Source organism: Novosphingobium panipatense, from assembly GCF_900182875.1.
Lineage (GTDB): Bacteria > Pseudomonadota > Alphaproteobacteria > Sphingomonadales > Sphingomonadaceae > Novosphingobium > Novosphingobium panipatense.
The window spans coordinates 1-24,492 of sequence record NZ_FXUI01000002.1 but is presented as its reverse complement, the minus strand read 5'-3'; the positions used below and the strand labels follow the sequence as shown (position 1 = coordinate 24,492).

Sequence of the window (24,492 nt, the reverse complement as noted above, 5' to 3'; positions counted from 1 at the left end):
CGGGGCAGCTGACATGAACCCTGGCAAGGCTGGGGCTGCCCCGCAGGCCGACCTGCCGCTTGCCGTCTCCCTTGGCGACCCTGCCGGCATCGCTCCGGAAGTGATCGCTGAAAGCTGGGCCCGGCGAGAGGAAAGCGCTCTTCCCCCGTTCGTTGTGGTTGGCGGCGCCGATGTTCTGCAAAGCGCGGCCCGGACGCGCGGAATCAGCCTTCCCATCATCCGCATCGGCGATCCTGCGGAGGCTGCGGACGCTTTCGCTGCAGGCCTGCCTGTGCTCGGGGAAGAGGATTGCGGTGCTTCTCCCGGGCAGCCGACGCTGGACGGCGCAAGGCTCGCGCTGCACTCCCTCACCCGTGCAACGGAACTGACGCTTTCCGGCAGGGCGGGCGCGGTGGTCACGGGGCCTATTGCGAAGTCGCGGCTGGCCATGGTCGGCTTCTCGCAGCCCGGTCAGACGGAGTTTCTGGCGGACGCTTCCGGCCTTCCCCATGATGCCGCGGTGATGATGCTGGCCGGCCCTTCGCTGCGAACGGTGCCTCTCACTGTCCACGAAGCTCTGGCCGAAGTTCCCCGGCTGATCACCCGACAGCTCATCGAGGGGAAGGCGCGCATTGTTGCCCGTGCGCTCTCCCGCGATTTCGGCCTGCCGAACCCCCGCATCGCCATCACCGGCCTCAACCCTCATGCCGGCGAAGACGGCCGCATGGGGACGGAGGACCGCGACATAATCCTACCGGCCATCCAGGCGCTGGCCGCCGAAGGTCTGGACGTGACGGGCCCCCACCCAGCCGACGCCCTGTTCACGCCTCACGCGCGCGCCGCATACGACGTGGCGCTCTGCATGTACCACGATCAGGCACTCGTCCCCATCAAGACGCTCGACTTCGACCAGGGTGTGAATGTCACGCTGGGCCTGCCGATCGTCCGCACCTCCCCTGACCATGGAACGGCCTTCGGCATCGCTGGCAAGGGGCTGGCCAACGCCGGCGCCATGATTGCGGCGCTGAGAATGGCCGGCGAATGCGCCGCGAGAAGAAGATGACCTCCCTCCCCCCCCTTCGTGAAGTCATCGCTCGCCATGGGCTTTCGGCGTCCAAGGCCCTCGGCCAGAACTTCCTTTTCGACGAACAGCTTCTTGACCGCATAGCCGCCATCCCGGGCTCACTCGAAGGCCGTGACGTTCTGGAAATCGGCCCCGGCCCCGGCGGCCTGACGCGCGCGCTCCTGCGCGCCGGGGCTAACGTCACGGGCATCGAGATGGACCGGCGCTGCCTGCCGGCGCTGGCTGAGGTGGAAGCCGCCTATCCGGGCAAGCTGAAGGTGATCGAGGGGGATGCTCTCAAGATCAGCCCGAAGAGCCTGTTTGCGGGGCCTTACCACATCGTCGCGAACCTGCCTTACAACGTGGGTACGGCGCTATTTACCGGCTGGCTGTCCGGAGAGACCTGGCCGCCGCAATGGGCATCGCTGACGCTGATGTTCCAGGAAGAGGTCGCCCGTCGCATCGTCGCGGAGCCTGATACGTCCGCCTATGGCCGTCTGGCGGTGCTGGCCCAGTGGCGATCCCGATCGAAGCTGGCGATGAAGGTGCACCGGAGCGCGTTCACGCCGCCGCCGAAGATCATGTCGGCGATCGTGCATGTCGTGCCCGGCGCCGCGCCCCCGGGTGTTTCCATGCGGGTGCTGGAGCGCGTGACCGAAGCGGCCTTCGGGCAGCGCCGCAAGATGCTGCGCCAGAGCCTGAAGGGCGTACCCGGCGCTCTGGCCGCTCTGGAGGCGCTGGGGATAGATCCGCAACGCCGCGCTGAGACTCTGACGGTTGCGGAGTTTGTCAGCGTCGCCCGGGTTCTGACGCCCGCTATCTGAATACCGGCCGCCAGCTCAAACAAGGCTGCACACGAAAAAGCCCGTCCCGCATTGGCGGAACGGGCTTTTTTCCTGCCAGGCTCCGGTGATCAGACCTGCGGCGAGCCCTGCTCGCGCGCGAGGCGCTCCTGTCGGTCGATGGCGGACTCCGTCGTTACGAAGCTGTCCGACTTCACGCCCAGCCAAATCAGGATCGGCGCCGACATGAAGATCGAGCTGTAGGTGCCGATGAAGATACCCAGCGTGATGGCAGCGGTGAACCCGAAGATCACGTCCGGCCCGAGAAGGAGCAGCGCGAGCAAGGTGATGAGCATCGAGAGCGACGTCACCACGGTACGCGAAAGCGTCTCGTTCACTGACAGGTCGAGAAGTTCGGCCATCGGCATTCGGCGGTGCTTCTTCAGGTTTTCACGGATACGATCGTAGACCACGATCTTGTCGTTCAGCGAATAGCCGAGCAACGTCAGCAGAGCGGCGACGATGTTGAGGTCGAACTCCATCTGCGTCCAGGAGAACATCCCCACCGTCAGGAGAATGTCCTGAAGAAGGGCGAACAGGGCACCGACGCCGAACTGCCATTCGAAGCGGACCCAGATGTAGATCGAGATGCCGATCATCGCCAGACCGAGCGCAATCATGCCGGTCTTGAACAACTCACCCGAAACCTTGCCGGACACCGAATCAACACCGTCGATGCGGGCGTCGGGAAAGCTCTGCTTGATGGATTCGGTGATCTTGCGCGCCATGGCATCGGCCAGCTGCGGCTGGGCCTCCGTGCCTTCGGGCAGCTTCATGCGCAGCGAGATCTCGTTGGGCTTGCCGAAAGTCTGCACGACCGGCTCGCCGTAGCCGAGCTTGCCGACCGCGTTCTCCAGCTGCTGGACAGGCGCGGTGGCGCTGCGCTCGAACGTGACCCGGATCATCTGGCCGCCGACGAAATCCACGCCCAGGTTGAGCCCGTGCGTGAACAGCAACACGACGGACGCCAGCATCAGCGCGATGTTGCTGATGAAGAACGGCCACTGCCACTTGAGGAAGCGGATGTTCGTGTTGTCAGGAATAAGCTTCAGGAGCTTCATGATCTTTGTCCGAGCTTACAGATTGAGGGTCGCAGGCCGCGCCTTGCGCAACCAGCCGGCGATCCACATGCGGGTGAGAGTCACGGCCGTGAACACCGAGGTGGCGATGCCGATCATCAGCACGACGGCGAAACCGCGAACCGGGCCAGAGCCGAAGGCAAACATCAGAACCGCCGCGATGGAGTTGGTGATGTTCGCATCGAAGATGGCGCGGCTTGCTTCGCGGTAACCCAGTTCCACCGACTGGACGACGCGCCGCCCCCTCGCCAGTTCTTCGCGGATGCGCTCGTTGATGAGCACGTTCGCATCGACGGTGGCGCCGATGGTCAAGACGAAGCCAGCAATGCCTGGCAGCGTCAGGGTCGTTCCGAAAAGAGCCATGACACCAAGGATCATGAGCACGTTCAGCACCAGCGCGACGCAGGCATAGATACCGAAACGGCCGTAGGTCAGCACGATGAAGAGCATCAGTGCGATCGTGCCCACGGCCATGGCGATGGCGCCCTTGTCGATGGCTTCAGCACCGAGATCGGGCCCGACGGTGCGTTCCTCGACGACCTTGAGATCGACGGGGAGAGCGCCCGAACGAAGGGCGATCGCCAGCTGGGTCGCCGACTTGGTCGTGAAGCTGCCGGAAATTTGAGCGCTGCCGCCGAGGATCGGTTCATTGATCGCAGGCGCCGAGAGCACCTTGCCGTCGAGGATGATGGCAAAGCGCTTGCCGACATTTTGACTCGTCAGCTGAGCGAAGCGTTCGCCGCCCTGCTGGTTGAACGTGATATCGACGACCGGCTGGTTGGTCTGCTGCTCGAAGCTCTGCTTGGCATTGGTGAGCTGATCGCCCTTGATCCCGCCCAGACGCTTCACGGCGATCACGGGAGCACCGCCAGCGGCGTCGGCAGCATCGGCGTAGGGTACCACTTCGGAACCGGGCGGCACGACGCCTTGTGCCAGGTCAGCCGGCGAGGCTGTTTCGTCGACCATCTTGAATTCGAGCTTGGCCGTCTGGCCGAGCAGCGCCTTCAGCGCGGCGGGATCCTGAAGCCCCGGAACCTGGACGTCGATGCGGGTTCCACCGAGGCGACGAATGTCGGGCTCCTTGGTCCCCAGCGCGTCGATGCGCTTGCGCACGACCTCGACCGCGGTTTCCATGGCGTTGCTGACTTCCAGATCGATGCCGGCCGCCGTGGGCGCCAGCACGAACTGGTTGCCGTTCACGACCTGGATGTCCCAGTCGCGCTGTCCGGAAAGACCGGCGCCATTGGTCAGCGGCAGCAAGGCTTCGCGCGCGGCATCCACCTGCGCGGCATCGCGTACCGTGAATGTAAGACGTCCGCCGCGGCTGGACACGTCGCCGATGGCGATGCGCGGCTGAGCCTGGTTGAGCTTGGTACGGACCGATTCCTCCATGCCTTCCAGGCGTTGCTGGATGACCTGGTTGCGGTCGGCCTCAAGCAGAAGGCGCGAACCGCCCGCCAGGTCCAGACCGAGGTTGACCTTCGGAGCGGGTACGCCTTCCGGCAGGTGAACGGTGGTAAAGGAAAGCAGCGTCGGTACCGCAAGAAGGCAGAGCACCAGCGCCACCCCCCAGTACCAGACCTTCTTCCAGATGGAAAATTCAAGCATCGCCTATCGCTTTCCCCAAGAAGCGTCCGCTCAATCGTTCGCGGGCTTTGCGCCGGCAGGCGGAATCACATCGACGATGGTCGACTTGAGCGCCTTGACCTTGAGACCCTGCGCAAGCTCAACCTCGGCGTAAGTGTCATCCACTTTCACGATCCGGCCAATGAAGCCGCCGCCGGTCAGCACTTCGTCGCCCTTCTTGAGACCGGAAAGTTTCGCCTTGTGTTCCTTCTGCTGCTTCATCTGCGGACGCAGGATGAGAAACCAGAAGATCAGCGCCATGGCCACGAATGGCATATACGTGATCCAGGCCGGTGGAGCACCGGCAGGAGCGGCTGCGGCAAGTTGGGCAAGGATCGAGGTCTGCATGGAAATGATGGGCCTTCTCGTGTCGCGGATCGACCGGCGATTCGTACAGCGGTCGATTCCTGCACGCGTGGTGGAGAATATCCGCCCCAACGTGCAGTCGGATGCGGGCGGTTAGCAATAAAGGCGAGCGGTGGCAACGCGAACGCCTTCGCACACCCCTCGCCCGCGTGAGGCAGATAGGTCCTGACCTTTAAGGTTCAAGCGAGCGCGGGCTGCGACGAAAAACTGTTACAGAGACGCTTGCGCATCCCGACGGACCTGCCTATAGGCCGCGCTCCGGTCGGGACGTAGCGCAGCCTGGTAGCGCATCACACTGGGGGTGTGGGGGTCGGAGGTTCGAATCCTCTCGTCCCGACCAATCAAAAACAGCCGTTTGCTGCCTTGTGCAACAGACGGCTGTTTTTGTTTCTTCAGACCGGGCCTTCCTTGCTTTGACTGTCGCCACCCTCGGCTGGTCGCCGCGGCACGGTCTCTCCTGGCGCACCGTGCTGAAGCTGGAAGAGCAGCGGAAAGCCTTTTCCGTTTTCCTACACGAACCAGATCGGTTAAAGATCGGCAAGTCTACCTTCCAGCGAGGACTTGTCATGGCGCTGCCCGAATCGTTGTTCGCACCCCTCGTCCGCATCATCGACAGGGTCGTTCCCGACACCGAGGCGCGTGATCGGGCGAAGCTGGAGCTTCTCAAACTCGAAAGCCTGCAGGAAATCGCACGGGTGGAATCCAGCGTCTCGGCCATCATTGCCGAAGGCAGCAGTGCGGACCCGTGGACCAGCCGGGCGCGGCCGACCTTTCTCTACGTCATGTACATCGTGATCCTGTGGGCTCTGCCGATGGGGCTGATTTCAGCGTTCGACCCCACGCTCGCGAAGGCGATCGGTGATGGTATGAACAGCTATCTCGCCGGGCTTCCTGAACCGCTGTACGTACTGTTTGGCACGGGTTACCTCGGCTATTCGGCTATGCGCCAGTGGGGGAAAGGCAAGGGCTCGGACCGTTGAACGAAACGCTAACTTTTTCTGCTACGTGATGCCCATGGCCCGTTCCGCTCCTTCCTACGCCGTGCGCGCAGCTCTTCTGTCCCTTGCTCTTGTTCCGGCCCTTGCTGCCTGCGGACAATCAGGTTCACCCGAGGCTCTCGAGAGCACAGCCCCGTCGGAGGAGCAGGCGGCACAGGAGGCCGCCCGCCTCAAGGCCGAGGCCAAGGCGAAGCGGGAGGCCGATCTGGCGCGCTTCTATGCAGGGGCGGGCGAACAGGCCGAAGGTGCGGAGACCACGCGAGACGAGGACATCAAGGAGCAGCCGCGGTTCCCCATGGCGCCGGATGGCGCGCCGCCGCCACCACCCCTGCCCGGCAATGCTCCTGCACCGGACCCCGGTATACCGCCGGTCGGATAATGCCAAAGGCTGCTCTGCGCTGACCGCAGGTTGCGCCTGTGGGTGCCTCCGCTAAAGCGGAGTCTTCGCCCCCTTTGAGCAGCGGAGTTATCAAGAGAAATGGCGGAAAAGCTCGTCTACGTGCTGAACGGCCCTAACCTCAACCGGCTGGGCAAGCGCGAGCCCTCGATCTACGGCTCGCAGAGCCTGGACGACATCGCCGCTCTCCTCACGGACCGGGGACGTGAACTGGGGATCTCGGTGGTCATGCACCAGTCCAATCACGAGGGAGCGCTCGTAGACTGGTTGCACGAAGCCGAAGACAGTGGAGCCCAAGCCGTTCTGCTCAACGCCGGAGCCTATACGCACACGTCGATCGCGCTGCTCGATGCGATCCGGTCGATTTCGGTGCCCGTGATCGAGGTACACCTTTCAAACCCTCATACTCGCGAGGAATTCCGCCACACTTCCTGGGTGGGTCAAGCCGCGAAGGGAACCGTCGCGGGATTCGGCGCCCAAAGCTACGTGCTGGCGCTCGAAGCGGCCGCACGGCTCTGACGATATCGGTATCAGGCGGCGCGGCAGCTCTGCCGGCCGCCGTCCTCATCGCGCACAAGAACGATGCGCTGAACAAACGCCTTCAACGAGGTCCCAGTGGCACGCTTCTCGTCCATCTGCACGACAGCGACGGCGCACAGGTCCTCCCGGACGAGCGAGAGCAGCATCGCCTGCATCGTTTCAGCATCCGCCCTGGCAGGCAGCGCTACAAGCACGTAAGGCTGTGACGCTCCCCCTGTCTTCGACTGCGGGTCATCAGGCTGACGCACATAGCCCCGCAGGGACGACAGCGGGCGCCCCTGCACAGTCCAGCCGCTTTTCCCCTCGAACATTGGAAGGCTGCCAAGCTCAGAACTGTCGACGGTGATGGCGGTGGAACTGCCGCCAAGCACGAAAGCAGGCTCCGTATCCCCGGCTCGCCGTGTCAGCCACCAGATGTTGGCCCCCAGCAACAGCAACGCCACGACAGCGAGCAGCAGGGTGCGTCGTGATCGAACGTTCATCTCAGAATTCGGCCTCAGCCCAGCGGAACACCCGGAATGTTCTTCGCGGTGCGAATGGTGAGCGAGGTCTTGACGCTGTCCACGTTCGGGGCGGGCGTCAGCTTGCTCGTCAGGAATTCCTGAAAGCTCTGCAGGTCGCGGCTGACGATTTTGAGGATGAAGTCGATTTCGCCATTCAGCATGTGGCATTCCCGGACTTCCGGGAGCCCCTTCATGTGGTCTTCGAAGGCGCGCAGGGATTCCTCCGCCTGGCTCTTGAGGCTGACAAGAGCGAAGACCGTGATGGTGAAACCGAGCTTTGATGCATCCAGGTCAGCGTGATACCCCTGGATGACGCCGGCTTCCTCCAGGCTGCGCACGCGGCGCAAGCACGGCGGCGCGGTGAGGCCCACGCGCTGCGCAAGTTCGACATTGGTGATCCGGCCTTCCGCCTGCAGTTCCGCAAGCAAGCGGCGGTCGATTTCATCAAGATTGATCATTTGCTTTCCCCGGGCAGACGTCTTCCGTGCCCCATAGCAACATACACTTCAAAAAAGCTAGAACGCCGTAATATAATTATGCCATAGCGTAATCGTGCCAGTTTGCAACGCCGCAAAACGCACTCTTTCGTCTAAAAGCGGCGCTGCTACAAAGTTCTTCCCGGCGGTTTCCTTATCGTAAACCTAAACGGTCCATAGAACGAGCCTGTCACCCGAATCGGCGCGGCCAACGGTCGCACTCCTGGAGTTGGAATGCACTTCGACGATCGCCTTGCCACTGTCCTGCGCCTGCCCTCCTCGGGAGAGGGCATGGCGCGGATCCAGTTTCGGCAACTCGTCGATATACTCGGGAGCGCGCCGGACCGCGCCGGCAGGAGCGAAACGGTGGAAGCGGCCTTCGCGCAGCTTGAGCGGCTGGCCCGTCGTCTCCCCGCTGGTGAGCGGGCGCGGCTGCTGCGCCATCCGCTGCAACCGCTTTCGAACGCGCGCCTTCTCGGCTGGCTGGCCGAGGCCGAACCCGACGTCGCCAGCGCGGCAATTGCGTCCGCAAGACTGAGAGATGAAGAGTGGCTGGCGCTCGTGCCGCGCCTGCCTGTCCGGGCACGTGGCATTCTGCGCCACCGGCGTGATCTTCCCGCAGGCGTCGATCACCTGCTTGAGCAGCTTGGCGTGCATGACCGGGGATTGCCGGCGGCGCCTTCCGCCGAGCCCCTGCCAGAAGACCCGATCCCCGAGAGCGTACAACCCGGCCCCAGGCTCCCGACAGGAGACATCGCCGCCGATCAGGATATCTCGGCCGATGTGATGAAGCTGCTGGAGTTCGACGATCAGCCGCCACCGCCCACCTCGTTGAGCGACTGGGCGCGAGCCCGGGCGGTGCAGCAGCAAAAGGAACTTCAGCACAAGGTCGCGGCCGATCCGGCCGCCAGCCCACGCGAGGGCATCGGGGCCATCGTCCGCAGGATCGAGGAGTTCCGCAAGGCCCGGGAGAAAAAGGCGCTGGCCCAGGCGCCGGCGGACCTTACGGGCATCGGCCCGGAAAGCGCTTCCGCGCCCGCTCAACGCACGGCCAGCGCAATCGACTTCACAACGGATGTCGAAGGCAGAATCGACTGGGCGGATGGCCCTCACGCGCCCTCCGTGACCGGGCTTGACCTGGCGTTGGCTGCCGAGGAAGCCGATTGCGTCAGCGATCTTGCTCACAGCCTACGGCAGCGTTTTGCGATCCAGGGCGCCCATATCGTCGTCACTGGTGCTCCGGCCGTGAGCGGTCCGTGGCGCGTGGATGCCGTGGCACGTTTCCGCCATGGCCGCTTCGAAGGGTACTGCGGCCGCCTTCGTCGGCCAGCCTCCGCGGCTGAAACGGCAGGACGGTCCGGCCCCCATGCGGAAGCCGAGCGCATGCGGGAGGTGCTTCACGAACTGCGGACGCCCGCAAACGCGATCCAGGTCGCCGCCGAGATCATCCAGCAGCAGCTCTATGGGCCCGCCCCTCATGAATATCGGGCTCTTGCTGCCGCGATCGCGGGCGATTGCGCGCATATCCTCGCCGGGTTCGAGGAGCTTGACCGGCTGGTGAAGCTCGAATCGGGGGTTCAGGCGATGGAGGCTGGCAAGTGCGACCTTGCCCATGTCCTCGCCCAGACGATTGTCCAGCTGCGGGCCTGGACGGAGCCGCGAAACAGTGGCTTCTCTCTTGCTGCGGATCTTGCGGCCACCCGCCTCCCCGTCCGCTTGGCAAAGGTCGAGGCCGAGCGCCTGATCTGGCGCCTGCTCGCCGCGCTTGCAGGCTCGGCCGCTCCGGGCGAAATGCTGAGGATCGGATGGCTCGTGCGTCCGGAAGCCGTCGAACTGTCCATCGCCCTGCCCGCCGCACTTGTGGAGAGGGAGCCCGACGCGCTTTTCGATGCGATCGCCGGCGACCGGGAACAATCTCTGGCTGCAGGCATGTTCGGCATCGGCTTCACCCTGCGCCTTGCCACGGCCGAAGCGACCGCTGCGGGCGGTAGTCTTCATCGCGTGGGTGACGTCCTGCGGCTCTCGCTACCCGCGCTCGCTGCCGATGCCCCGGACGGCCCGGCCATGTCTTCGCACCGCTCCTGAACGGAAACCAGTTGCCCACCCCCAATCTGCTGTTGCCGCCGTCCCGGCAGGCCTTTGCGACCTTTGATCAAGGCTTCGGACAACGCTTCATCGTCACGGTGGACACGGAAGAGGAATTCGACTGGTCCTCACCGCTGGACCGGACGACGCATGGCACCGCCACGGTGCCGGCACTTCGCCACTTCCAGCAGTTCTGCGAGGGCTTTGGGGTCGTTCCGACGTACCTGATCGACTGGCCGGTCGCCGTTTCGCCGCTCGCCCGCGATGCACTCGGCGACGCGGTGGCACGGGGCGCGGCGGAAATCGGTGTGCAGCTCCATCCCTGGGTCAGCCCGCCTTTTCGCGAGGAGGTGAACGAGCGAAACAGCTACGCCGGCAACCTGCCCTTCGCGCTGGAACGGGAAAAGCTTCTGACGCTTCGGGATCGGCTGGAGGAGGTCTTCGAAGTCGCACCGCAGACCTACCGCGCCGGCCGCTACGGTCTTGGCCCGAAGACGGCCGAAATCCTTCTCGAATGCGGCATTCGGATCGACACGTCGGTGCGGGCCCGGTTCGACTACAGCGGTGGAGGCGGCCCCAACTTTCGAGAGCACCCCGTTCACCCCTATTGGGCTGATCCGGCACGCCGGCTGCTCGAACTGCCCCTGACCACGGTGTACTGGGGACCGCTGCGCCAGATCGGCAACATTCTCTATCCTCACCTGTGGCGTGCGCCTTCGCTCCGTGGTGCCCTCGCACGAGCCGGGCTGCTTGAACGCATACCGCTGACCCCGGAAGGCGTCACCGCCGAAGAAGCCCTGCGCGGCGTCGACATCGCCCTCGACGAAGGGTTGCCCGTTCTCGTCTTCTCCTTCCACAGCCCCTCGCTGGCACCAGGCCACACACCCTACGTGCGCAGCGCAGCCGATTTGGACACTCTCTATGCCTGGTGGAGCAGGCTTTTCACGCACCTGATGATGCGCGGTGTGAAGCCGACCACTGCGAAGGAAATCCTGGAGGCGGTGTAAAACCGTCAGAAGGCCGCTTGCCTGATTCATAAAGCCAAGCTAACGCGCTTCAGGCCGGCTTCGTCGATGGAGCCGGAACGGCAAGGCGGGGCCTGTAGCTCAGCGGTTAGAGCTGGCCGCTCATAACGGCTAGGTCGCGGGTTCGAATCCTGCCGGGCCCACCAACGCCGAACGGCATCTCGTGATGCCGGACATCGACACCCCAGGTCGGGGAGTGGCGCAGCCCGGTAGCGCGCCTGCTTTGGGAGCAGGATGTCGCAGGTTCGAATCCTGTCTCCCCGACCATTTTCCAAAAATTCTTCGTTTAAAACGGCTTAGGATGTATGCTGTAGCAACCGGTGCCCCCGAAGCTAACGATGGGGCGCGACGGAGCAGTAGCGTGTGCGAAACCACACACGCTTAGCAACGTAGATCCACACAAACGATCCAGCATAGTTCCTCATCCAAGCCGATTCGTTCCGCCAATGTGTGAGCGGCCGTAGCGTGCGCGCACCTGTGGAGACGTGAGGGAGGCGTGCAACCTCCTGCAAGATGCCGCTGTCATCGCCCTCTCGTGCGAGTTCCTGCCCCGCGGCGCTTGCCGTGCCGCCGTGGAACGATCGAGAGACGGGGAGCATAGATCGCCGCCACACACGTCAACGCCAGGAAGACCAATGCGACCACCATAGCGATAACCCAATATCGCGGATCTTCACGCGATACGAACCAACCGGCCACGATCGCCGGAACCAGCAGAAGCAATCTCGCCAACCATGCCATGGGTCGATCCTCGTGTTAATTGTTGTGTCACGCTACTCGGCTTGACAACGAAAAGCCGGCATCTCGGACTTTGCCGAGCTCAGTGCGACGCTCCTTACACCTCCGCTTCCAATGGATCTCGTCCTCGCCTTAGCCGGAAGGCGAACATTGCAAGGAATAGCCCGCCGAATATAAAGCTGACCCACGATTGCCACCAGCGCAAAGAGGACGGTGGTTGAGTCCGCCAGCATCAGGGCGGTTGGATTTGTGATCCACCTTCTTCTGCAGGATCTGCAGGATCTGCCGCGTCATGCCATCGTCCCGATCGTCCTGCGAAACCGCGCAAGCGCGATGCCAAAGAATGCAGCGCCAATGGCGATGAGCGCCATGAATTGAGGCCAAACCACGTCGAAGCCGGCTCCGCGATAGAGGACGGCCTGTGCCATCTTCACGAAATGGGTCGTGGGTGCGAGCAGCATGATCCACTGGACGAATTCGGGCATGCTTTCGCGCGGCGTCGAGCCCCCCGAAAGCATTTGGAGCGGCAGCAGGATGAGCATCAGCAGCAGGCCGAACTGCGGCATGGAGCGCGCGATCGTGCCCATGAAGATGCCGATGGAGGTCGTCGCGAACAGGTGGAGTCCCGCACCCAACAGGAACAGGGACACCGACCCGTCGATCGGCACCTTGAGGATCCCCTGGATGACGACGATCAATGCGAAGGCGCAGGCTAGGAGCACCACGAGACCCATCGCCCAGACCTTGCTCGCCATGATCTCGAACGGCGTCACCGGCATGACCAGGAGATGCTCGATCGTGCCATGCTCACGCTCGCGGATCAGCGCGGCACCGGTGAGCACGATGGAGAGCAACGTCACATTGTTGATGATCTCCATGACCGATCCGAACCAGCTCTGAGCAAGCGTGGGATTGAAGCGGGCACGCAAGGCGAGATCGACCGGCGGTGCCGTCGAAGCTCGCGTGCCTTTCATGAACTCGGAAACCTCGCCTTGCACGATCTGCTGGATATAGCCGCCGCCAATGAAGGCCTGGCTCATGCGGGTAGCGTCGATGTTGAGCTGGACCGCAGGCTGGCGGCCGGCCATCACGTCGCGCTGGAAGTCGGGCGGGATGTCGAGCGCGAAAGTGAAGCGGCCGGCGTCCAGGCCCTTGTCCACCTCTCGCAGGCCGATCAGCGAGGGCGCGGTGAAATGCGGCGGGTAAAACGCGCCGATGATGCGCGTCGAAAGAGGCGACTGATCCTCGTCGACGATCGCGATCGGAGCCTTGTGCAGGGTCTCGGGCATTGCCGTCGCGGCAACGTAGATGCCAAAGGAGAAGGCATAGACGATCAGCACCAGCATCATTGGATCTCGCCACAGGCTGCGCAGTTCCTTGATGCCGAGCCGGTAGATGTTGGAGACATGGCTCATGGCTCAGCTCTCCTGCTTCTTCAGCAACAGGACGCATGCCGCCAGGATCACCGGAAAAGCGATGGTGAGCGCCAGAAGCGGTTGTACGAGGTCTCCAAAGCCCAACCCTTTCGAGAAGACGCCACGGCAGATCGTGACGAAATGGCTGGCGGGAAATATGGCACCGACGACCGCTCCCACTCCTTCGAGCGACGAGACGGGGTTGATGAGTCCGGAGAACTGGACAGCGGGCAGGATCGTGCCGATCGCGGTGGCGAACAAGGCCGCGATCTGGCTGCGCATGAAAATCGAGAATAGCAGGCCGATAGCGGTCGCCGAAAGCGTGTAGAGAAAGGCTCCCAGCGTCATCGCCAGGATATTACCGGTAATGGGGACGCGGAAGATCGCCACTGCGAGGAATACCAGCAGCACATAGTTCGACATGGCGAGGACGACATAGGGGAGCTGTTTGCCGAGCAGAAACTCGAATCGGCTGATTGGCGTCACATAGAAGTTGATGATTGAGCCCAGTTCCTTCTCCCGCACGACACTGAGCGCGGTCAGGATTGCGGGAAACAGCAGCAGGAGCATGGGGATGACTGCCGGGGCGATCGCCACCAGGCTCTTCACGTCGGGATTGTAGCGATAGCGCGTCTCGATATCGATGAGACCGCTGGCGAGCCGCGTGCCCGACTCCTGCAAAGCCATTTCGCTTAGCCAATGTGCGTGCATCGCCTGAACATAGCCCTGCACGGTCTCGGCTCTTTGCGGCATTGCGCCATCGATCCAGACACCGATTACGACCGGATCGGCCCGCCGGACATTGCGCGCGAAGTTGGGCGGGATCTCGATAGCCAGACTGAGCTCGCCCGAGCGCATTCGGCGATCGAGGTCGGCATAGTCGGTAACTTGCGGACGCTCGATGAAATAGCGGGAGCCGGCGAGATTGAGCGCGTAATTCTGGCTGGTGGTGGTGGCGTCGCGATCGAGGACGGCGAACGGCAGGTCCTCGACATCCATGCTGATGCCATAGCCCATGATGAACATCAGGAGAACGCTGCCGAGCAGCGCCAGCGTCGCCCGGATGGGGTCGCGCCGGAGCTCGAGCGCCTCGCGCCGCGCATAACTCATAACCCTGCGACGGCTGAAGAAGGGCGAGGAGGAGCCCTGCTCATCCGCCTCGCCGCTGTTCGGCTCGACGGGTCTCGCGGAGGCGCCCGCCTGGCCATCCGTGCCCGATGCCTCTTCAAGATAGGCGATGAACGCCTCTTCCAGGGTGGCGCTGCCGCGCTTCTCCTCGATCGCTGCTGGAGTGTCGCTCACCAGCACCTTGCCGGCGTGCATGAGCGAGATGCGGTCGCAGCGCTCCGCCTCGTTCATGAAGTGGGTCGAGATGAAGATCGTCACCCTGTCGTTACGGGAGAGGTCGATCATCATCTGCCAGAACTGGTCCCGTGCGATCGGATCGACGCCGGAGGTCGGCTCGTCGAGGATCAGCATCTCAGGTTTGTGGACCATCGCGACCGCGAGGCTGAGGCGCTGGCGCTGACCGAGCGGCAGGGCGTCGGGCAGCGCCTCCATGATGTCCCGGAGGCCGAAACGCTCCGCCATCTCGTCGATGCGGCCCGAAATGTCGCCGGCCGGGACATGGAAGAGCTGCGCATGAAGCTCAAGATTTTGCCGGACCGTCAGTTCGGAATAGAGCGAGAAGGCCTGGGACATGTAACCGACCCGTTGGCGGGTGACCATGTCGTCATTCTCGACCTCGCGCCCGAACAGCCACGCCTGCCCCTCGCTTGCCTTCAAGAGGCCGGTCAACATCTTCATCGTCGTCGACTTGCCGCAGCCATTGGAGCCGAGGAAGCCGAAAATCTCCCCGCGCGCGATACGGAAATCGACATGATCCACAGCGGTGAAGTCGCCGAAGCGCATAGTGAGGCCCTTCGCCTCGATCACGATATCATCGCCGTCCGCCGATCGTGGCGGGATCGTCACCGGCTTATGGCCGCGGCGGCGCTCCTCGGGCAGCAGGGCTATGAACGCCTGCTCCAGCGTCTTCGTGCCCGACCGCTCGTAAAAATCCGATGGCGTGCCGGTGGCGAGGATTCGCCCCGCGTCCATCGCGACCAGCCAGTCGAACCGGGCCGCCTCCTCCATATAGGCGGTTGCCACCAGCACGCTCATCTGCGGACGGTCGGCCCTGATCCGATCGATCAGGTCCCAGAACTGTGCGCGAGACAGGGGATCGACCCCCGTGGTGGGTTCGTCGAGCAGCAGGAAGTCCGGATCGTGGATGAGAGCGCAGCACAGACCGAGCTTCTGCTTCATGCCCCCGGAGAGCTTGCCGGCCTGCCGCTGGCGGAACGGCGCCAGACCCGTGCTCTGCGTAAGCTCGGCGATACGCCGCTCCCGCTCACCGGCTCCCTGGCCGAACAGCTGACCGAAGAACTCGAGATTTTCGTCGATCGTGAGCGTGGGATAGAGGTTCTTGCCCAGGCCCTGCGGCATATAGGCGATGCGCGGGCAGATGGCATCGCGATGCGCACGCTCGGCCATGCTCCCACCCAGGACCTCGATTGTCCCGTCCTGAATTCTGCGTGCTCCGGAGATCAGTGAGAACAGCGTCGACTTGCCCACGCCGTCCGGGCCGACGAGCGCGACCATCTTACCGGCGGGGATTTCCAGGTCGATCGCGTCAAGCGCCAGCGTGTCGCCGTAACGGATGCTGACGCCCGTCAGCCGTATAGCAGCAGGCATGTCCGACCAGGCTGAGCTTTCCGCCACCCGACTGGTCACCGACCGTTCCGGATCGCGAGCTTCTCAGGCCATGCGATATTCCGATCGATGCGCACATAGGCCATGCCGGGAAGGCCGGTCTTTACCTGAGTGACATGCCGTTCCAGGAGCCTGCGATCGATCTGCGCCTTGACGCGGAACATGAGTTTCTGCCGTTCGCTCTCCGTCTCCACAGTCTTGGGCGTGAACTGGGCCACGTCCGCGACGAATGAGACCCTGGCAGGTATGACGAAGTCGGGCGCCGCGTCGAGCACGATCCGGACTTCCGACCCCAGCGCCACCTTGCCCGCCACCGTTTCGGGCAGGAAGAAGGTCATATAAACGTCGCCCAGATTGACAAGATTGAGCACCCGGCCGCCGCCCGCCACCACTTCGCCCGGTTGAGCCACTCTGTATTGGATCCGTCCCGCTGTCGGTGCGCGCAGGTCGCTGTCACGCAGGTCCGCTTCGATCCGCTCTATGGTGGCCTTCGCGGCATCGACGTTCGATCGTGCGCCGATGACCTGGCTACGCGCCGTCCCGATTGCCGCATCAACGGCGGCAAGCTGCGCCTTGGCCGCTTCGACCGCCGCGCTCGCGCCCTCGACCTGCCCCTGATCGTCGTCGCGTTCCTGAACCGCAGTCGCCCCTTCGAGCGCCAGCGTCTCGGACCGTCGCAGCCGCTTGCGCGCGGCATTGAGCTCGGCCTCGCGCTGCCGCACCGCTGCGAGAGCTGCCGCGCGGTTGCTCTGCTGCTGGGCGACCTGGCTCTGCGCGATGGAGATCGCGTTTTGCGCCTGAGCCAGCTGCGCCTGCGCCTCCCTCTTTTGGGCGGCAAGCACGTCGGTATCCATGTGCGCGACAACTTGGCCGGCTTTCACGAAATCGCCTTCGTCGGCCACGATGTCGCGGATGCGCCCGGATGATCTGGCCGAGACGTCGATCTCCACCGCCTCGATGCGACCGTTCCCGCCAACAATGCCTTCGGGAAGATCACGGGGCCTCAGCAGTAGCCACAGCAGCAGGATTACCGTGACGACAGCCACGGCCACGCCGCCTCGGATAATCCATTTGTTCTGCGGCAGCTTCATCGTGCCTGTCCCCCGGTGTTCGCTGTATTGGTATCGAATGCGGAATTGACGAGTCCGCCGCCCAACGCAGCGTAGAGCGCGACGCCGCTCGCCAGATGGGCGCGGCGTAGCTGGACAAGCCCCTGTTCGGTGTCGAACAGATCACGCTGCGCATCGAGCACCTCAAGATAGGCCGATCGGCCGTTATCGAAGCGCAACTGCGCCAGGCGCGCGCGCTCACGTAGCGCGTCGAGCACGGTACGTGTCGTTTCGATCTGTCGTGCCAGTTGCCGGCGGCGGACCAGCGCATCCGAGACATCGCGGAACGCCGCCTGCACCGACCTTTCATAATCCGCCACGGCTTCCACCTGGCGCGCCTTCGCCAGGTCGAGATTGGCGGCAAGACGCCCGGCGTTGAACAGCGGCAGGCTGATCGTGGGCGCGAAGCTCCAGGAGCGGCTCCCGTTTCCGAACAAGCCATCAAGGTCGTCGCTGCTGGTTCCAAACGCGCCGGTCAGCGTGATGTTTGGAAAGAAAGCGGCCCGCGCGGCGCCGATATTCGCATCGGCGGCGCGCAGCCGATATTCGGCAGCCATGATATCGGCGCGGTTGGCGAGCAGTTCCGATGGTAAGCCGGCCGGCAGGACGATGTCGGGCGCCGTCTCCGCAAGTCCTAGCGGCCCCACCGGTATGTCGATCGGTTGGCCCACCAGCAGCGCCAGCGCATTTCGGTTGACGGCGCGGTCCTGCTCGAGCGCTTCAAGCGTTGTCTGTGCCTGCCCAAGCAGCATTTGCGCCTCGGCCATCTCCAGCTTGGAACCTGAACCCACCTCATAACGTCGACGCAGGATTCGCAGAGCTTGCTGGCGCGTGGAGATCGTGCGGGCGGCGAGCGCCACACGTTCCTCGTATTCGCGCTCAAGCAGATAGCCGTTCGCGACCTGTGCGATGAGATCCGTCGCGACCGAACGCCTGGCCTCCTCCGTCGCGAGATACTGATTCCGGGCCGCGTCGTTGAAGTTGCGCAGCCGGCCCCAGAAGTCGATTTCCCAGCCGGCGCTCAACTGCGCCGTGACCTGCTTGATATCGTAGCTCTGCGTGCCCGCGCCCGGCAGGTTGATGATCGATCGGGCCCGGGTGCCCGAAGCTACCGCTTCGAGCTCGGGATAGAGCGCCGATCCCTCGATACGCCATGTAGCCCGCGCCTCGGCGACCCGGGCGGTGGCAATGCGGATGTCGCGATTATTCTCTAGAGCGGTGGCTATCAGCGTGCGCAAATGCTCCTCGCGGAAGAAGTCGTGCCAGCCAACGTGTGCGATGGAAGGACCGGTAGCCTCTGCCTGCGCATAGCTTTGAGGCACCGGCTGTGCGGGACGCACATGCTGGGGCGCAAACGAACATGCGGCAAGACACACCGGCAGCATGGCGGTCGTGCTCGCAAGAGCGCCCCTCTTGCGTCTGATCCTATAGGGCTCGCGATCGGTCATGCCCCCGCCGTTCTCGCTGGTAGTGCCTGAGAAGGCCGATCCGACAGGTCGGCTTTCCTCAAAGTTGCGCCTTATGCGCCTTTAAGCGGCGTCGCAGGTGCCGGGTTCAGGGCTGGCTTCAGCGCCGATTGTCGATTGGCCTTGGTGAGCGCGATGATCTGATCGGTTGGAGTGGTCATGGGTTTGTTCCTTTGAGGACGGAGACAGACCATATTGTATTTTCCCATGCACCGCCGGGACATCGGGGTTTATCGGGAGGACACGGCCATTCGAAGGAAGCCTTCAGCCGTTCGCGATATAGGAAACGGCTACCTGGCCCTTTTGTCCCTTGATGGACAATATGTCGATGATCCGGCCGAAGCACCGCTCACTGATGCCTCCGATGAGGGCGCGTGCCATGGTGCACATCGTATCGGGTTCGATCTCCGCCACGCCTTCCCGGCAGGTCCTCTCGGCTCCGTGTTTATGAATTTACGGCCTAGCACTACTTCGCAGAACTTTGTTTTTTGGGAATTCCCATGGCGCTGATTGCGTGATTCATGGAGAGCCAGCTTTGACGGAGGCTGACGATGAAGAGGGCTGGCAGCGCGATCTGGAACGGTGGCTTGAGCTTTATCTGGAGACACCGGGCAACAAGACGCGGCGGCTGATGTGGCGTGCCTATATCGCGGGTCTGATCGGGCCCGGTGATCGCAAGAGCATCCAACCCATGGCAGCCCGTCCGGAGGCGATAGCCGACATTATCAGTCGTAGTTTGATATCCGCTGCCGATTTGGAGCAGCGTTCACAACAGTCTCCTTGAACAGACAGCCCCGGCGATATCTTCGCCAGAACTCTGTTGAACATAAGTGCTAAACCCACTGTAAGGGCTTGCAAACTGCCGCATTGACCGTCCTTCGTCCGCGACGCCGACGATTAACGATTTCCTTCTTGCACAATCTTCATTCTGTGCCCGTGCAGAAAGAATAAGGGTTACGTTCGCATTATTCGGGGAAAACCCCGATACCTGCGTGTTATTTCAATGTTTAGAACATATTCCATGTACGGGTCATGCTCTTCGCGGTTTTTCCGCCTCATGTTTTGGTCGTGCAGCACCTTCGGGCTGGGCCTGTCGGCAGCGCCGGGCCAGTCCCAGGAATTCGCCGATCAGGACACCACCAGCCAAGCCGCGGCTCCGGCCGCCGGCCAGTCGGCATCGCCGGCCGATGCAGCGACCCCGGCGCCAGCCGCTGACCCGAACGCGGCGAACAATCCGCTGACGCCGAAGATCACGCTTAACTTCCACGAATACTACATACCGCAGCTGGAAGGCGTTCCGGACCGCGAGGCGAACTCCTTCCTTTTCCGCGGAGTCATCCCTCACAAGACTTTCGGTGTCGGGCAGCTGTTTCGCTATACCCTGCCAGTGGTGACGACACCCACCTTCCCGGGGGGCTCGAAAACGGGAGTGGGCGACCTCACCCTCATCGACCTGGTCGCCATGCCGTTCAGCACGAAGACGGCCGAGTTCGTGGTCGGCCCGGTCCTGGTGCTTCCGACCGCCCGGGATGACCTGGGTGCCGGCAAGTGGCAGGCCGGCGTGTCAGCGGTTGCCATATTCCCACGCAAGTGGGGCCTTATGGGGGCCGTAGCGACCTATCAGCACTCGTTCGCGGGCGATGACGATCGGCCGACCGCCCAGTCGATGACCTTCCAACCGCTGGTGATCTACAACCTGCCCGACGCTTTCTACCTGCGTTCCTCCGGGACGTGGAGCTTCGATTTGGAACGGGCGAACGACTACGTGCCGGTGGGCTTTGGCTTCGGGAAGGTCTGGCAGGCAAGCGAGGTAACGACGGTCAACGCCTTCATCGAGCCCCAGTATACCGTGTGGAGCAACGGGATCGGTATGCCGAAGTGGCAGATCCTCGCCGGGATCAACCTGCAATTTGCGCTCAACCGATGACCTCTCAGCAAACTTCAAAAGGGAGTGTGCAATGCGAGAGACTCACCAGCTTTCGATGGCAGCCGCGTTGATGATGACAACTTCGAGCGCCTTTGCCGCGCCGCCGGTCACTCCTACGGAAGCACGGGCCATCGCGAAGCAGGCGTACATCTACGCTTATGCTCCCATGGAAAGCTATCAGACCTGGCGCGGCCAGGCCGTGGACCCGAACTCGCCCACTTATGTGGGCGGTTTCGGCAAGTTCAGGCATTACTCCGAGGTCTATACGCCCGAGAACAAGGATATTGTCACTCCAAACAACGACACCCCCTATTCCTGGCCATGGCTCGACCTGCGCGCGGAGCCATGGGTCGTCAGCGTGCCGGAGGTGCCGAAAGACCGCTACTACGTGATGCAGTGGATCGACCTGTTCACACAGAATTTCGGCTATGTCGGCGTTCGGGCTACGGGGAACAAGGCCGGCAGCTATCTGATCGCCGGGCCCCAATGGAATGGCGGGACGCCCGAAGGCATCACGGCGGTGCTCAAATCCGAGACGGACATCGTAGGAACGCTGACGAGGACGTCTCTAGCGGGACCCGAAGATGTTGCCAACGTGAAGGCAATTCAGGCCAAGTACAAGCTTCAGCCCCTGCATCAGTTCCTTGGCACCAAGGCGCCCAAGCCAGCGGCGCCGATCTCCTCCCCGAGTATAGCAAGGCGAAGGCGGAGTCGCGGGATTTCATCACCTATCTCAACTTCTTTCTTCAGTTCGCCGAGCCTCCCATCAAGGAAGAGGCCGCTCTGCGCGAGAGCTTCAGGCGCATCGGTATCGAGCCGGGAAAACCGTGGAACCCGACGCAATTTGATGCCCAGCAGCTTGCCGCCATCGACGCCGGCGTGGCCGACGGGAAAAAGGCGATCGCGGAAAAGCTGGCAACCACCTACAGTTCGAACGGACTCTTCGGCTCAAGGGCCCAGCTCGGCACGGATTATCTGACGCGGGATGCAGGAGCGGCCAAGGGCCTCTATGGCAACTCGCTTGAGGAAGCTTGGTATGGTGGCTTTGTCGGCGATGGGACCAAGCCCTCGGTGCTTCATTTCAGCAAGTCCGAACTGCCGCAGGCGAAGTTCTTCTGGTCGGCGACGCTCTACACGCTGCCTGATCGCTTCCTCTATGCCAACCCGATCAAGCGTTACTCGATCGGGGACCGGACCAAGGGACTTGTCTACGATCCGGATGGCGGACTGACGATCTATCTGTCGCATGAATCACCGGGTCGTTCCAAGGAGAGCAACTGGCTTCCGACGCCTGCGGGCAAGTACAGTCTGGTTGTTCGGGTCTACGGCCCTGGTCCGGATCTTATCTCCGGCAAGTGGCAGCTACCCCCGCCCAGGCCACTTTAACCGCCGGATCGAAGCCCGATCGTGTTTCCTTTGTCCGGTAACAATGGAGTGACCGGCAGCCCTCGCTCAGGCACTTAGCCCCTGCCCTGCCGAAGCATTCATCTGGAGGTACTTCCCCATGAAGACGGTCAACGGCTTACAGGTCGCAATCCTGTCCCTTTTTGCTGCGCAAGCCGCCGCTCAGCCGGCAAACTCCGAACATCAAGGCGCTGTCCCGGTCACTCCCGACAACTTCGTAAGGGCAGAGACTGATCTCTACTTCAGCAACATCGTCAAGGATGGCGGGTTGGGCAAGTTCGTTCACCGACGCGAGCCCGCTGGGATCGACAACCAGACGGTCATCCGGCTCAACCGCGACACACTGTATTCGGCGGCGGTTTTCGACCTTGATGCCGGCCCTGTGACGATCACCGTCCCGGAAGTGGGCAAGCGCTTCCTCTCGATGCAGGTCATCGACGAGGACCAGTACACACCGCAGGTCAGCTACGGCGGCGGCGTGCGCACCCTGACAAAGGAGCGGATCGGCACGCGTTACGTCGTCGTGGCCGTCCGCACGCTGGTCGATCCATCCGACCCTAAGGATGTGCAGCAGGTTCACGCGCTGCAGGACGCGATCAAGGTGTCGCAAAGGGCACCCGGGAAATTTGAAGCACCCACATGGGATCAGGCCAGCCAGAAGAAGGTGCGCGACGCCTTGCTCGTGCTGGCCTCGACATTGCCCGACGCAAATCGCATGTTCGGGACCAAGGAGCAGGTCGATCCCGTACGGCGCCTGATCGGCGCGGCGTCCGCCTGGGGCGGCAACCCGGATAAAGAGGCGATGTACCTCAACGTCACGCCAGCCAGAAACGATGGCACGACGGTCTACAGGCTCAATGTCGGTTCCGTTCCAGTCGATGGCTTCTGGTCGATCAGTGTCTACAACGCTGAGGGATATTACGAGAAGAATGCCCTGAATGCCTACGCGCTCAATAACATAACAGCGAAGAAGAGCAGCAACGGAACGATCACGGTGCAGTTTGGGGGGTGCGACGGCAAGATCCCGAACTGCCTGCCAACCACCAAAGGCTGGAACTACATGGTACGTCTCTATCGGCCACGCGCCGAGATCTTGAGCGGCCAATGGAAGTTCCCAGAGGCTCAACCTATGAACTGATCGCGATGCGAGGCATACCTTGAGTTCCGCTTTTCCTAGCCGACAAGTTCTAGGCTCAGCCCCCTTTGCAAAAGCGTATCCAGCCTTGCGCTCCGAGCCGGAAATCACGTTCCTTGCCTGTCACATACGACAAGAGGCGATACAAACCGCAACCGTACGAGATCCTGATCAGCCGTCTGTAGGAGCGGCGGCGCGGGGTCGCGGTACGCTACGTCCGGTGCTGCACCGTTTTTCGTCTCCGCACTCGCTTCCGCCGCGACAGTCCTCTTCCGGCTATAATCCGCAAGTCCTAACCCTGGCGTTTGCTGATCAGCGCTGGTTCTATCGCAGAAACGCTCTGGCGCGGAACGATGGCGGTTAGCACGGTTCCCTCCGGTCTTCGGCGGATGGAGAAGCGACCTGATAATCCCTCCATCCGAGCGTTCATACCTGCTAGCCCGACACCTGCCTCCGGCTTTCGAATCCGAGCGGGGGCACTCGCTTGCATGCCGCACCCATCGTCCCGAACACGTAAAACGATCCAGTTGCGGCGCGATGTAAGCCGCAGGTCCGCACAACAGGCTTGGCTATGTTTGAAAACATTCATCAATGCTGCCTGGGCTACACGGAAGATCGCGAGTTCTGCCTCCCTGCATTCACTACCTTCGTATTGATCGCTCACGAAGGTAATGTCGATTCCGGTACGTGCCGACATCCCGGTTGCGAGAGCATTGAGAGCAAGCGGAAGCCCAAGCCTTTCCAGTTCTGGAGGGTGAAGAAGGTAGCTGAATGAGCGGACCTGCCGTTGAAGCGCAGCCACTATCTGCCTTGCGCTTTCGTGAGCGGCCTCGTTGGCTTCCTCCGCTCCCTCTCGCATGGTTTTCAGATCACATTCGAGAATGAATAGGAGCTGGGAGATGACGTCATGAAGATCGCGCGCAATCCTTCGCGCTTCATCATCACGGGCACGTAGTATTGCGAGCCGAAAGCTCTCCGCTGAACAGTCCTCGGGAGAAAAAGCACTAGCACATATATCGTTAGATAAGTTTTCAACGAGCCGTAACAATTCTCTCATAGGCATGAAAAATCTGCCTTCCTCATGGTTCCTGCCGCCAGGCGGACCCTTTTAGGCCGGACAATCCTACCATTAACAATATAAATGAATATCCCCTAAGTGCAAACCCGTATTTTTGCCAAAAGCTAAGCTTGGCGGAAGAGGTGCAACCTCAATCTAGATGACTGGACACTTGACAAAAAATCAGAAGCAAGTTCAGGCCACGATGAATGTAACACTTTATTTCTTGCTTACTGCATTTTCCGCATAATAGGCACAACATTTGTTTCAAGATAATGCACAATAAGGGCGATAACAACGTTAATCCTCATTTACCATTATGCTGCCCGGCACAGACTGGTCTCGCTACCATCGCGCTCATCTTCAAACGCTTCCTCTAATGGGAGAGTTGATCAGCAGAGGCGGATAGCTTCTGACCTGCCCCCCGAAAGGTCCCTCATTCTGATGTAGAGTCTGCCCACGAGGAAGGAGCAGACGCATGAGGAAGAGCCGTTTCACCGAGGCGCAG

Annotated in this window: 23 protein-coding genes, 3 tRNA genes and 1 pseudogene; 16 read left to right on the top strand and 11 right to left on the bottom strand. The window is 62.3% G+C overall.

The window, feature by feature from the left end; all coding sequences use genetic code 11:
* Nucleotides 1-13: 13 nt before the first annotated feature.
* A complete protein-coding gene (pdxA, locus tag QOL62_RS03025; protein ID WP_283405137.1) occupies nucleotides 14-1,042 on the top strand; it encodes a 4-hydroxythreonine-4-phosphate dehydrogenase PdxA in 1,029 nt (342 codons plus the stop codon).
* On the top strand, nucleotides 1,039-1,866 hold the full coding sequence (gene rsmA / locus QOL62_RS03020; RefSeq protein WP_283405136.1) for a 16S rRNA (adenine(1518)-N(6)/adenine(1519)-N(6))-dimethyltransferase RsmA: 828 nt from the start codon (nucleotides 1,039-1,041) through the stop codon (nucleotides 1,864-1,866). The genes pdxA and rsmA overlap by 4 nt, the downstream gene beginning before the upstream one ends.
* Before the next feature lie 89 nt (nucleotides 1,867-1,955).
* Here rsmA and secF read toward each other — a convergent pair whose 3' ends face one another.
* The 3 genes from secF to yajC are packed head-to-tail and all read right to left on the bottom strand — an operon-like array spanning nucleotide 1,956 to nucleotide 4,937.
* Complete coding sequence (secF, locus tag QOL62_RS03015; RefSeq protein ID WP_283405135.1) at nucleotides 1,956-2,945, bottom strand: protein translocase subunit SecF; 990 nt, start codon at nucleotides 2,943-2,945, stop codon at nucleotides 1,956-1,958.
* Nucleotides 2,946-2,960: 15 nt separating this feature from the next.
* Nucleotides 2,961-4,571, bottom strand: coding sequence for a protein translocase subunit SecD (gene secD / locus QOL62_RS03010; RefSeq protein WP_283405134.1), 1,611 nt, complete (start codon nucleotides 4,569-4,571; stop codon nucleotides 2,961-2,963).
* A gap of 30 nt (nucleotides 4,572-4,601) precedes the next feature.
* On the bottom strand, nucleotides 4,602-4,937 hold the full coding sequence (gene yajC / locus QOL62_RS03005; protein WP_103728865.1) for a preprotein translocase subunit YajC: 336 nt from the start codon (nucleotides 4,935-4,937) through the stop codon (nucleotides 4,602-4,604).
* On the opposite strand from yajC, the gene QOL62_RS03000 reads away from it, so the two are divergent.
* The 5 genes from QOL62_RS03000 (at nucleotide 4,849) to aroQ (ending at nucleotide 6,869) form a co-directional block, all read left to right on the top strand.
* A complete protein-coding gene (locus QOL62_RS03000; RefSeq protein ID WP_283405480.1) occupies nucleotides 4,849-5,052 on the top strand; it encodes a hypothetical protein in 204 nt (67 codons plus the stop codon). The genes yajC and QOL62_RS03000 overlap by 89 nt on opposite strands.
* 166 nt (nucleotides 5,053-5,218) lie before the next feature.
* A tRNA-Pro gene (locus QOL62_RS02995) sits at nucleotides 5,219-5,295 on the top strand.
* A gap of 25 nt (nucleotides 5,296-5,320) precedes the next feature.
* Nucleotides 5,321-5,935 carry a holin family protein gene (locus tag QOL62_RS02990; RefSeq protein WP_283405133.1) on the top strand — a complete coding sequence of 205 codons (615 nt, stop codon included), beginning with the start codon at nucleotides 5,321-5,323 and terminating at the stop codon, nucleotides 5,933-5,935.
* Between the two features lie 34 nt (nucleotides 5,936-5,969).
* Nucleotides 5,970-6,332 (top strand): hypothetical protein, encoded by a 363-nt coding sequence (locus QOL62_RS02985; RefSeq protein ID WP_283405132.1) that lies wholly within the window; start codon nucleotides 5,970-5,972, stop codon nucleotides 6,330-6,332.
* Between the two features lie 99 nt (nucleotides 6,333-6,431).
* Nucleotides 6,432-6,869, top strand: a complete 438-nt coding sequence (gene aroQ / locus QOL62_RS02980) for a type II 3-dehydroquinate dehydratase (RefSeq protein ID WP_103728862.1) — start codon at nucleotides 6,432-6,434, stop codon at nucleotides 6,867-6,869.
* Nucleotides 6,870-6,880: 11 nt separating this feature from the next.
* Here aroQ and QOL62_RS02975 read toward each other — a convergent pair whose 3' ends face one another.
* Together QOL62_RS02975 and QOL62_RS02970 are read right to left on the bottom strand one after the other, a co-directional pair.
* The gene (locus tag QOL62_RS02975) at nucleotides 6,881-7,372 is read right to left on the bottom strand and encodes a hypothetical protein (RefSeq protein ID WP_283405131.1); all 492 of its coding nucleotides are present in this window, start codon (nucleotides 7,370-7,372) and stop codon (nucleotides 6,881-6,883) included.
* 14 nt (nucleotides 7,373-7,386) lie between these two features.
* Nucleotides 7,387-7,851 carry an Lrp/AsnC family transcriptional regulator gene (locus QOL62_RS02970; protein ID WP_043975394.1) on the bottom strand — a complete coding sequence of 155 codons (465 nt, stop codon included), beginning with the start codon at nucleotides 7,849-7,851 and terminating at the stop codon, nucleotides 7,387-7,389.
* 252 nt (nucleotides 7,852-8,103) lie between these two features.
* Between QOL62_RS02970 and QOL62_RS02965 the strand changes: the two genes are divergently transcribed.
* The 4 genes from QOL62_RS02965 to QOL62_RS02950 all read left to right on the top strand — a co-directional run bounded on the left by QOL62_RS02965 (nucleotide 8,104) and on the right by QOL62_RS02950 (nucleotide 11,246).
* Nucleotides 8,104-9,954, top strand: a complete 1,851-nt coding sequence (locus tag QOL62_RS02965; RefSeq protein ID WP_283405130.1) for an ATP-binding protein — start codon at nucleotides 8,104-8,106, stop codon at nucleotides 9,952-9,954.
* An 11-nt stretch (nucleotides 9,955-9,965) separates the two neighbouring features.
* Nucleotides 9,966-10,961 carry a polysaccharide deacetylase family protein gene (locus QOL62_RS02960; RefSeq protein ID WP_283405129.1) on the top strand — a complete coding sequence of 332 codons (996 nt, stop codon included), beginning with the start codon at nucleotides 9,966-9,968 and terminating at the stop codon, nucleotides 10,959-10,961.
* A gap of 88 nt (nucleotides 10,962-11,049) precedes the next feature.
* Nucleotides 11,050-11,125, top strand: a tRNA-Ile gene (locus tag QOL62_RS02955).
* A 44-nt stretch (nucleotides 11,126-11,169) separates the two neighbouring features.
* A tRNA-Pro gene (locus QOL62_RS02950) sits at nucleotides 11,170-11,246 on the top strand.
* Between the two features lie 761 nt (nucleotides 11,247-12,007).
* On the opposite strand, the gene QOL62_RS02945 is transcribed toward QOL62_RS02950, so the two are convergent.
* The 5 genes from QOL62_RS02945 to QOL62_RS02925 all read right to left on the bottom strand — a co-directional run bounded on the left by QOL62_RS02945 (nucleotide 12,008) and on the right by QOL62_RS02925 (nucleotide 18,875).
* Complete coding sequence (locus QOL62_RS02945; protein ID WP_283405128.1) at nucleotides 12,008-13,132, bottom strand: ABC transporter permease; 1,125 nt, start codon at nucleotides 13,130-13,132, stop codon at nucleotides 12,008-12,010.
* A gap of 3 nt (nucleotides 13,133-13,135) precedes the next feature.
* The gene (gene rbbA / locus QOL62_RS02940) at nucleotides 13,136-15,868 is read right to left on the bottom strand and encodes a ribosome-associated ATPase/putative transporter RbbA (RefSeq protein ID WP_283405127.1); all 2,733 of its coding nucleotides are present in this window, start codon (nucleotides 15,866-15,868) and stop codon (nucleotides 13,136-13,138) included.
* A gap of 35 nt (nucleotides 15,869-15,903) precedes the next feature.
* Nucleotides 15,904-16,977, bottom strand: coding sequence for an HlyD family secretion protein (locus QOL62_RS02935; protein WP_283405126.1), 1,074 nt, complete (start codon nucleotides 16,975-16,977; stop codon nucleotides 15,904-15,906).
* Nucleotides 16,974-18,443: an efflux transporter outer membrane subunit gene (locus QOL62_RS02930; RefSeq protein WP_283405125.1), complete on the bottom strand. Its 1,470-nt coding sequence runs from the start codon at nucleotides 18,441-18,443 to the stop codon at nucleotides 16,974-16,976. The genes QOL62_RS02935 and QOL62_RS02930 overlap by 4 nt, the downstream gene beginning before the upstream one ends.
* Nucleotides 18,444-18,725: 282 nt before the next feature.
* Nucleotides 18,726-18,875: a hypothetical protein gene (locus tag QOL62_RS02925; RefSeq protein ID WP_283405124.1), complete on the bottom strand. Its 150-nt coding sequence runs from the start codon at nucleotides 18,873-18,875 to the stop codon at nucleotides 18,726-18,728.
* Between the two features lie 103 nt (nucleotides 18,876-18,978).
* Between QOL62_RS02925 and QOL62_RS02920 the strand changes: the two are divergent.
* From QOL62_RS02920 to QOL62_RS02905, 5 genes and pseudogenes are all read left to right on the top strand, one after another.
* Nucleotides 18,979-19,164: pseudogene (locus tag QOL62_RS02920) on the top strand (hypothetical protein); the annotation flags it as partial.
* A gap of 354 nt (nucleotides 19,165-19,518) precedes the next feature.
* The gene (locus tag QOL62_RS02915; RefSeq protein WP_283405123.1) at nucleotides 19,519-20,388 is read left to right on the top strand and encodes a hypothetical protein; all 870 of its coding nucleotides are present in this window, start codon (nucleotides 19,519-19,521) and stop codon (nucleotides 20,386-20,388) included.
* Nucleotides 20,389-20,554: 166 nt separating this feature from the next.
* On the top strand, nucleotides 20,555-21,367 hold the full coding sequence (locus QOL62_RS19890) for a DUF1254 domain-containing protein (RefSeq protein WP_379511658.1): 813 nt from the start codon (nucleotides 20,555-20,557) through the stop codon (nucleotides 21,365-21,367).
* Complete coding sequence (locus QOL62_RS19885) at nucleotides 21,268-21,774, top strand: DUF1214 domain-containing protein (protein WP_379502238.1); 507 nt, start codon at nucleotides 21,268-21,270, stop codon at nucleotides 21,772-21,774. Before QOL62_RS19890 ends, QOL62_RS19885 begins: the two co-directional genes overlap by 100 nt.
* Nucleotides 21,775-21,892: 118 nt before the next feature.
* Complete coding sequence (locus tag QOL62_RS02905) at nucleotides 21,893-22,930, top strand: DUF1254 domain-containing protein (RefSeq protein ID WP_283405121.1); 1,038 nt, start codon at nucleotides 21,893-21,895, stop codon at nucleotides 22,928-22,930.
* A gap of 289 nt (nucleotides 22,931-23,219) precedes the next feature.
* On the opposite strand, the gene QOL62_RS02895 is transcribed toward QOL62_RS02905, so the two are convergent.
* Nucleotides 23,220-23,984: a sensor histidine kinase gene (locus QOL62_RS02895; protein WP_283405120.1), complete on the bottom strand. Its 765-nt coding sequence runs from the start codon at nucleotides 23,982-23,984 to the stop codon at nucleotides 23,220-23,222.
* Nucleotides 23,985-24,492 lie beyond the last annotated feature (508 nt).

What these genes read in the sequence shown, in the direction of transcription:
- QOL62_RS02965 (WP_283405130.1), top strand. Translation starts at nt 8,104, where the DNA reads ATGCACTTCGACGATCGCCTTGCCACTGTCCTGCGCCTGCCCTCCTCG.
- QOL62_RS02945 (WP_283405128.1), bottom strand. Translation starts at nt 13,132, where the DNA reads ATGAGCCATGTCTCCAACATCTACCGGCTCGGCATCAAGGAACTGCGC.
- pdxA (WP_283405137.1), top strand. Translation starts at nt 14, where the DNA reads ATGAACCCTGGCAAGGCTGGGGCTGCCCCGCAGGCCGACCTGCCGCTT.
- aroQ (WP_103728862.1), top strand. Translation starts at nt 6,432, where the DNA reads ATGGCGGAAAAGCTCGTCTACGTGCTGAACGGCCCTAACCTCAACCGG.
- secF (WP_283405135.1), bottom strand. Translation starts at nt 2,945, where the DNA reads ATGAAGCTCCTGAAGCTTATTCCTGACAACACGAACATCCGCTTCCTC.
- QOL62_RS02915 (WP_283405123.1), top strand. Translation starts at nt 19,519, where the DNA reads ATGTTTTGGTCGTGCAGCACCTTCGGGCTGGGCCTGTCGGCAGCGCCG.
- QOL62_RS02975 (WP_283405131.1), bottom strand. Translation starts at nt 7,372, where the DNA reads ATGAACGTTCGATCACGACGCACCCTGCTGCTCGCTGTCGTGGCGTTG.
- QOL62_RS03000 (WP_283405480.1), top strand. Translation starts at nt 4,849, where the DNA reads ATGGCCACGAATGGCATATACGTGATCCAGGCCGGTGGAGCACCGGCA.
- QOL62_RS02985 (WP_283405132.1), top strand. Translation starts at nt 5,970, where the DNA reads ATGGCCCGTTCCGCTCCTTCCTACGCCGTGCGCGCAGCTCTTCTGTCC.
- secD (WP_283405134.1), bottom strand. Translation starts at nt 4,571, where the DNA reads ATGCTTGAATTTTCCATCTGGAAGAAGGTCTGGTACTGGGGGGTGGCG.
- QOL62_RS02970 (WP_043975394.1), bottom strand. Translation starts at nt 7,851, where the DNA reads ATGATCAATCTTGATGAAATCGACCGCCGCTTGCTTGCGGAACTGCAG.
- QOL62_RS02930 (WP_283405125.1), bottom strand. Translation starts at nt 18,443, where the DNA reads ATGACCGATCGCGAGCCCTATAGGATCAGACGCAAGAGGGGCGCTCTT.
- rbbA (WP_283405127.1), bottom strand. Translation starts at nt 15,868, where the DNA reads ATGCCTGCTGCTATACGGCTGACGGGCGTCAGCATCCGTTACGGCGAC.
- QOL62_RS02935 (WP_283405126.1), bottom strand. Translation starts at nt 16,977, where the DNA reads ATGAAGCTGCCGCAGAACAAATGGATTATCCGAGGCGGCGTGGCCGTG.
- yajC (WP_103728865.1), bottom strand. Translation starts at nt 4,937, where the DNA reads ATGCAGACCTCGATCCTTGCCCAACTTGCCGCAGCCGCTCCTGCCGGT.
- QOL62_RS19890 (WP_379511658.1), top strand. Translation starts at nt 20,555, where the DNA reads ATGGAAAGCTATCAGACCTGGCGCGGCCAGGCCGTGGACCCGAACTCG.
- QOL62_RS02895 (WP_283405120.1), bottom strand. Translation starts at nt 23,984, where the DNA reads ATGAGAGAATTGTTACGGCTCGTTGAAAACTTATCTAACGATATATGT.
- QOL62_RS02905 (WP_283405121.1), top strand. Translation starts at nt 21,893, where the DNA reads ATGAAGACGGTCAACGGCTTACAGGTCGCAATCCTGTCCCTTTTTGCT.
- rsmA (WP_283405136.1), top strand. Translation starts at nt 1,039, where the DNA reads ATGACCTCCCTCCCCCCCCTTCGTGAAGTCATCGCTCGCCATGGGCTT.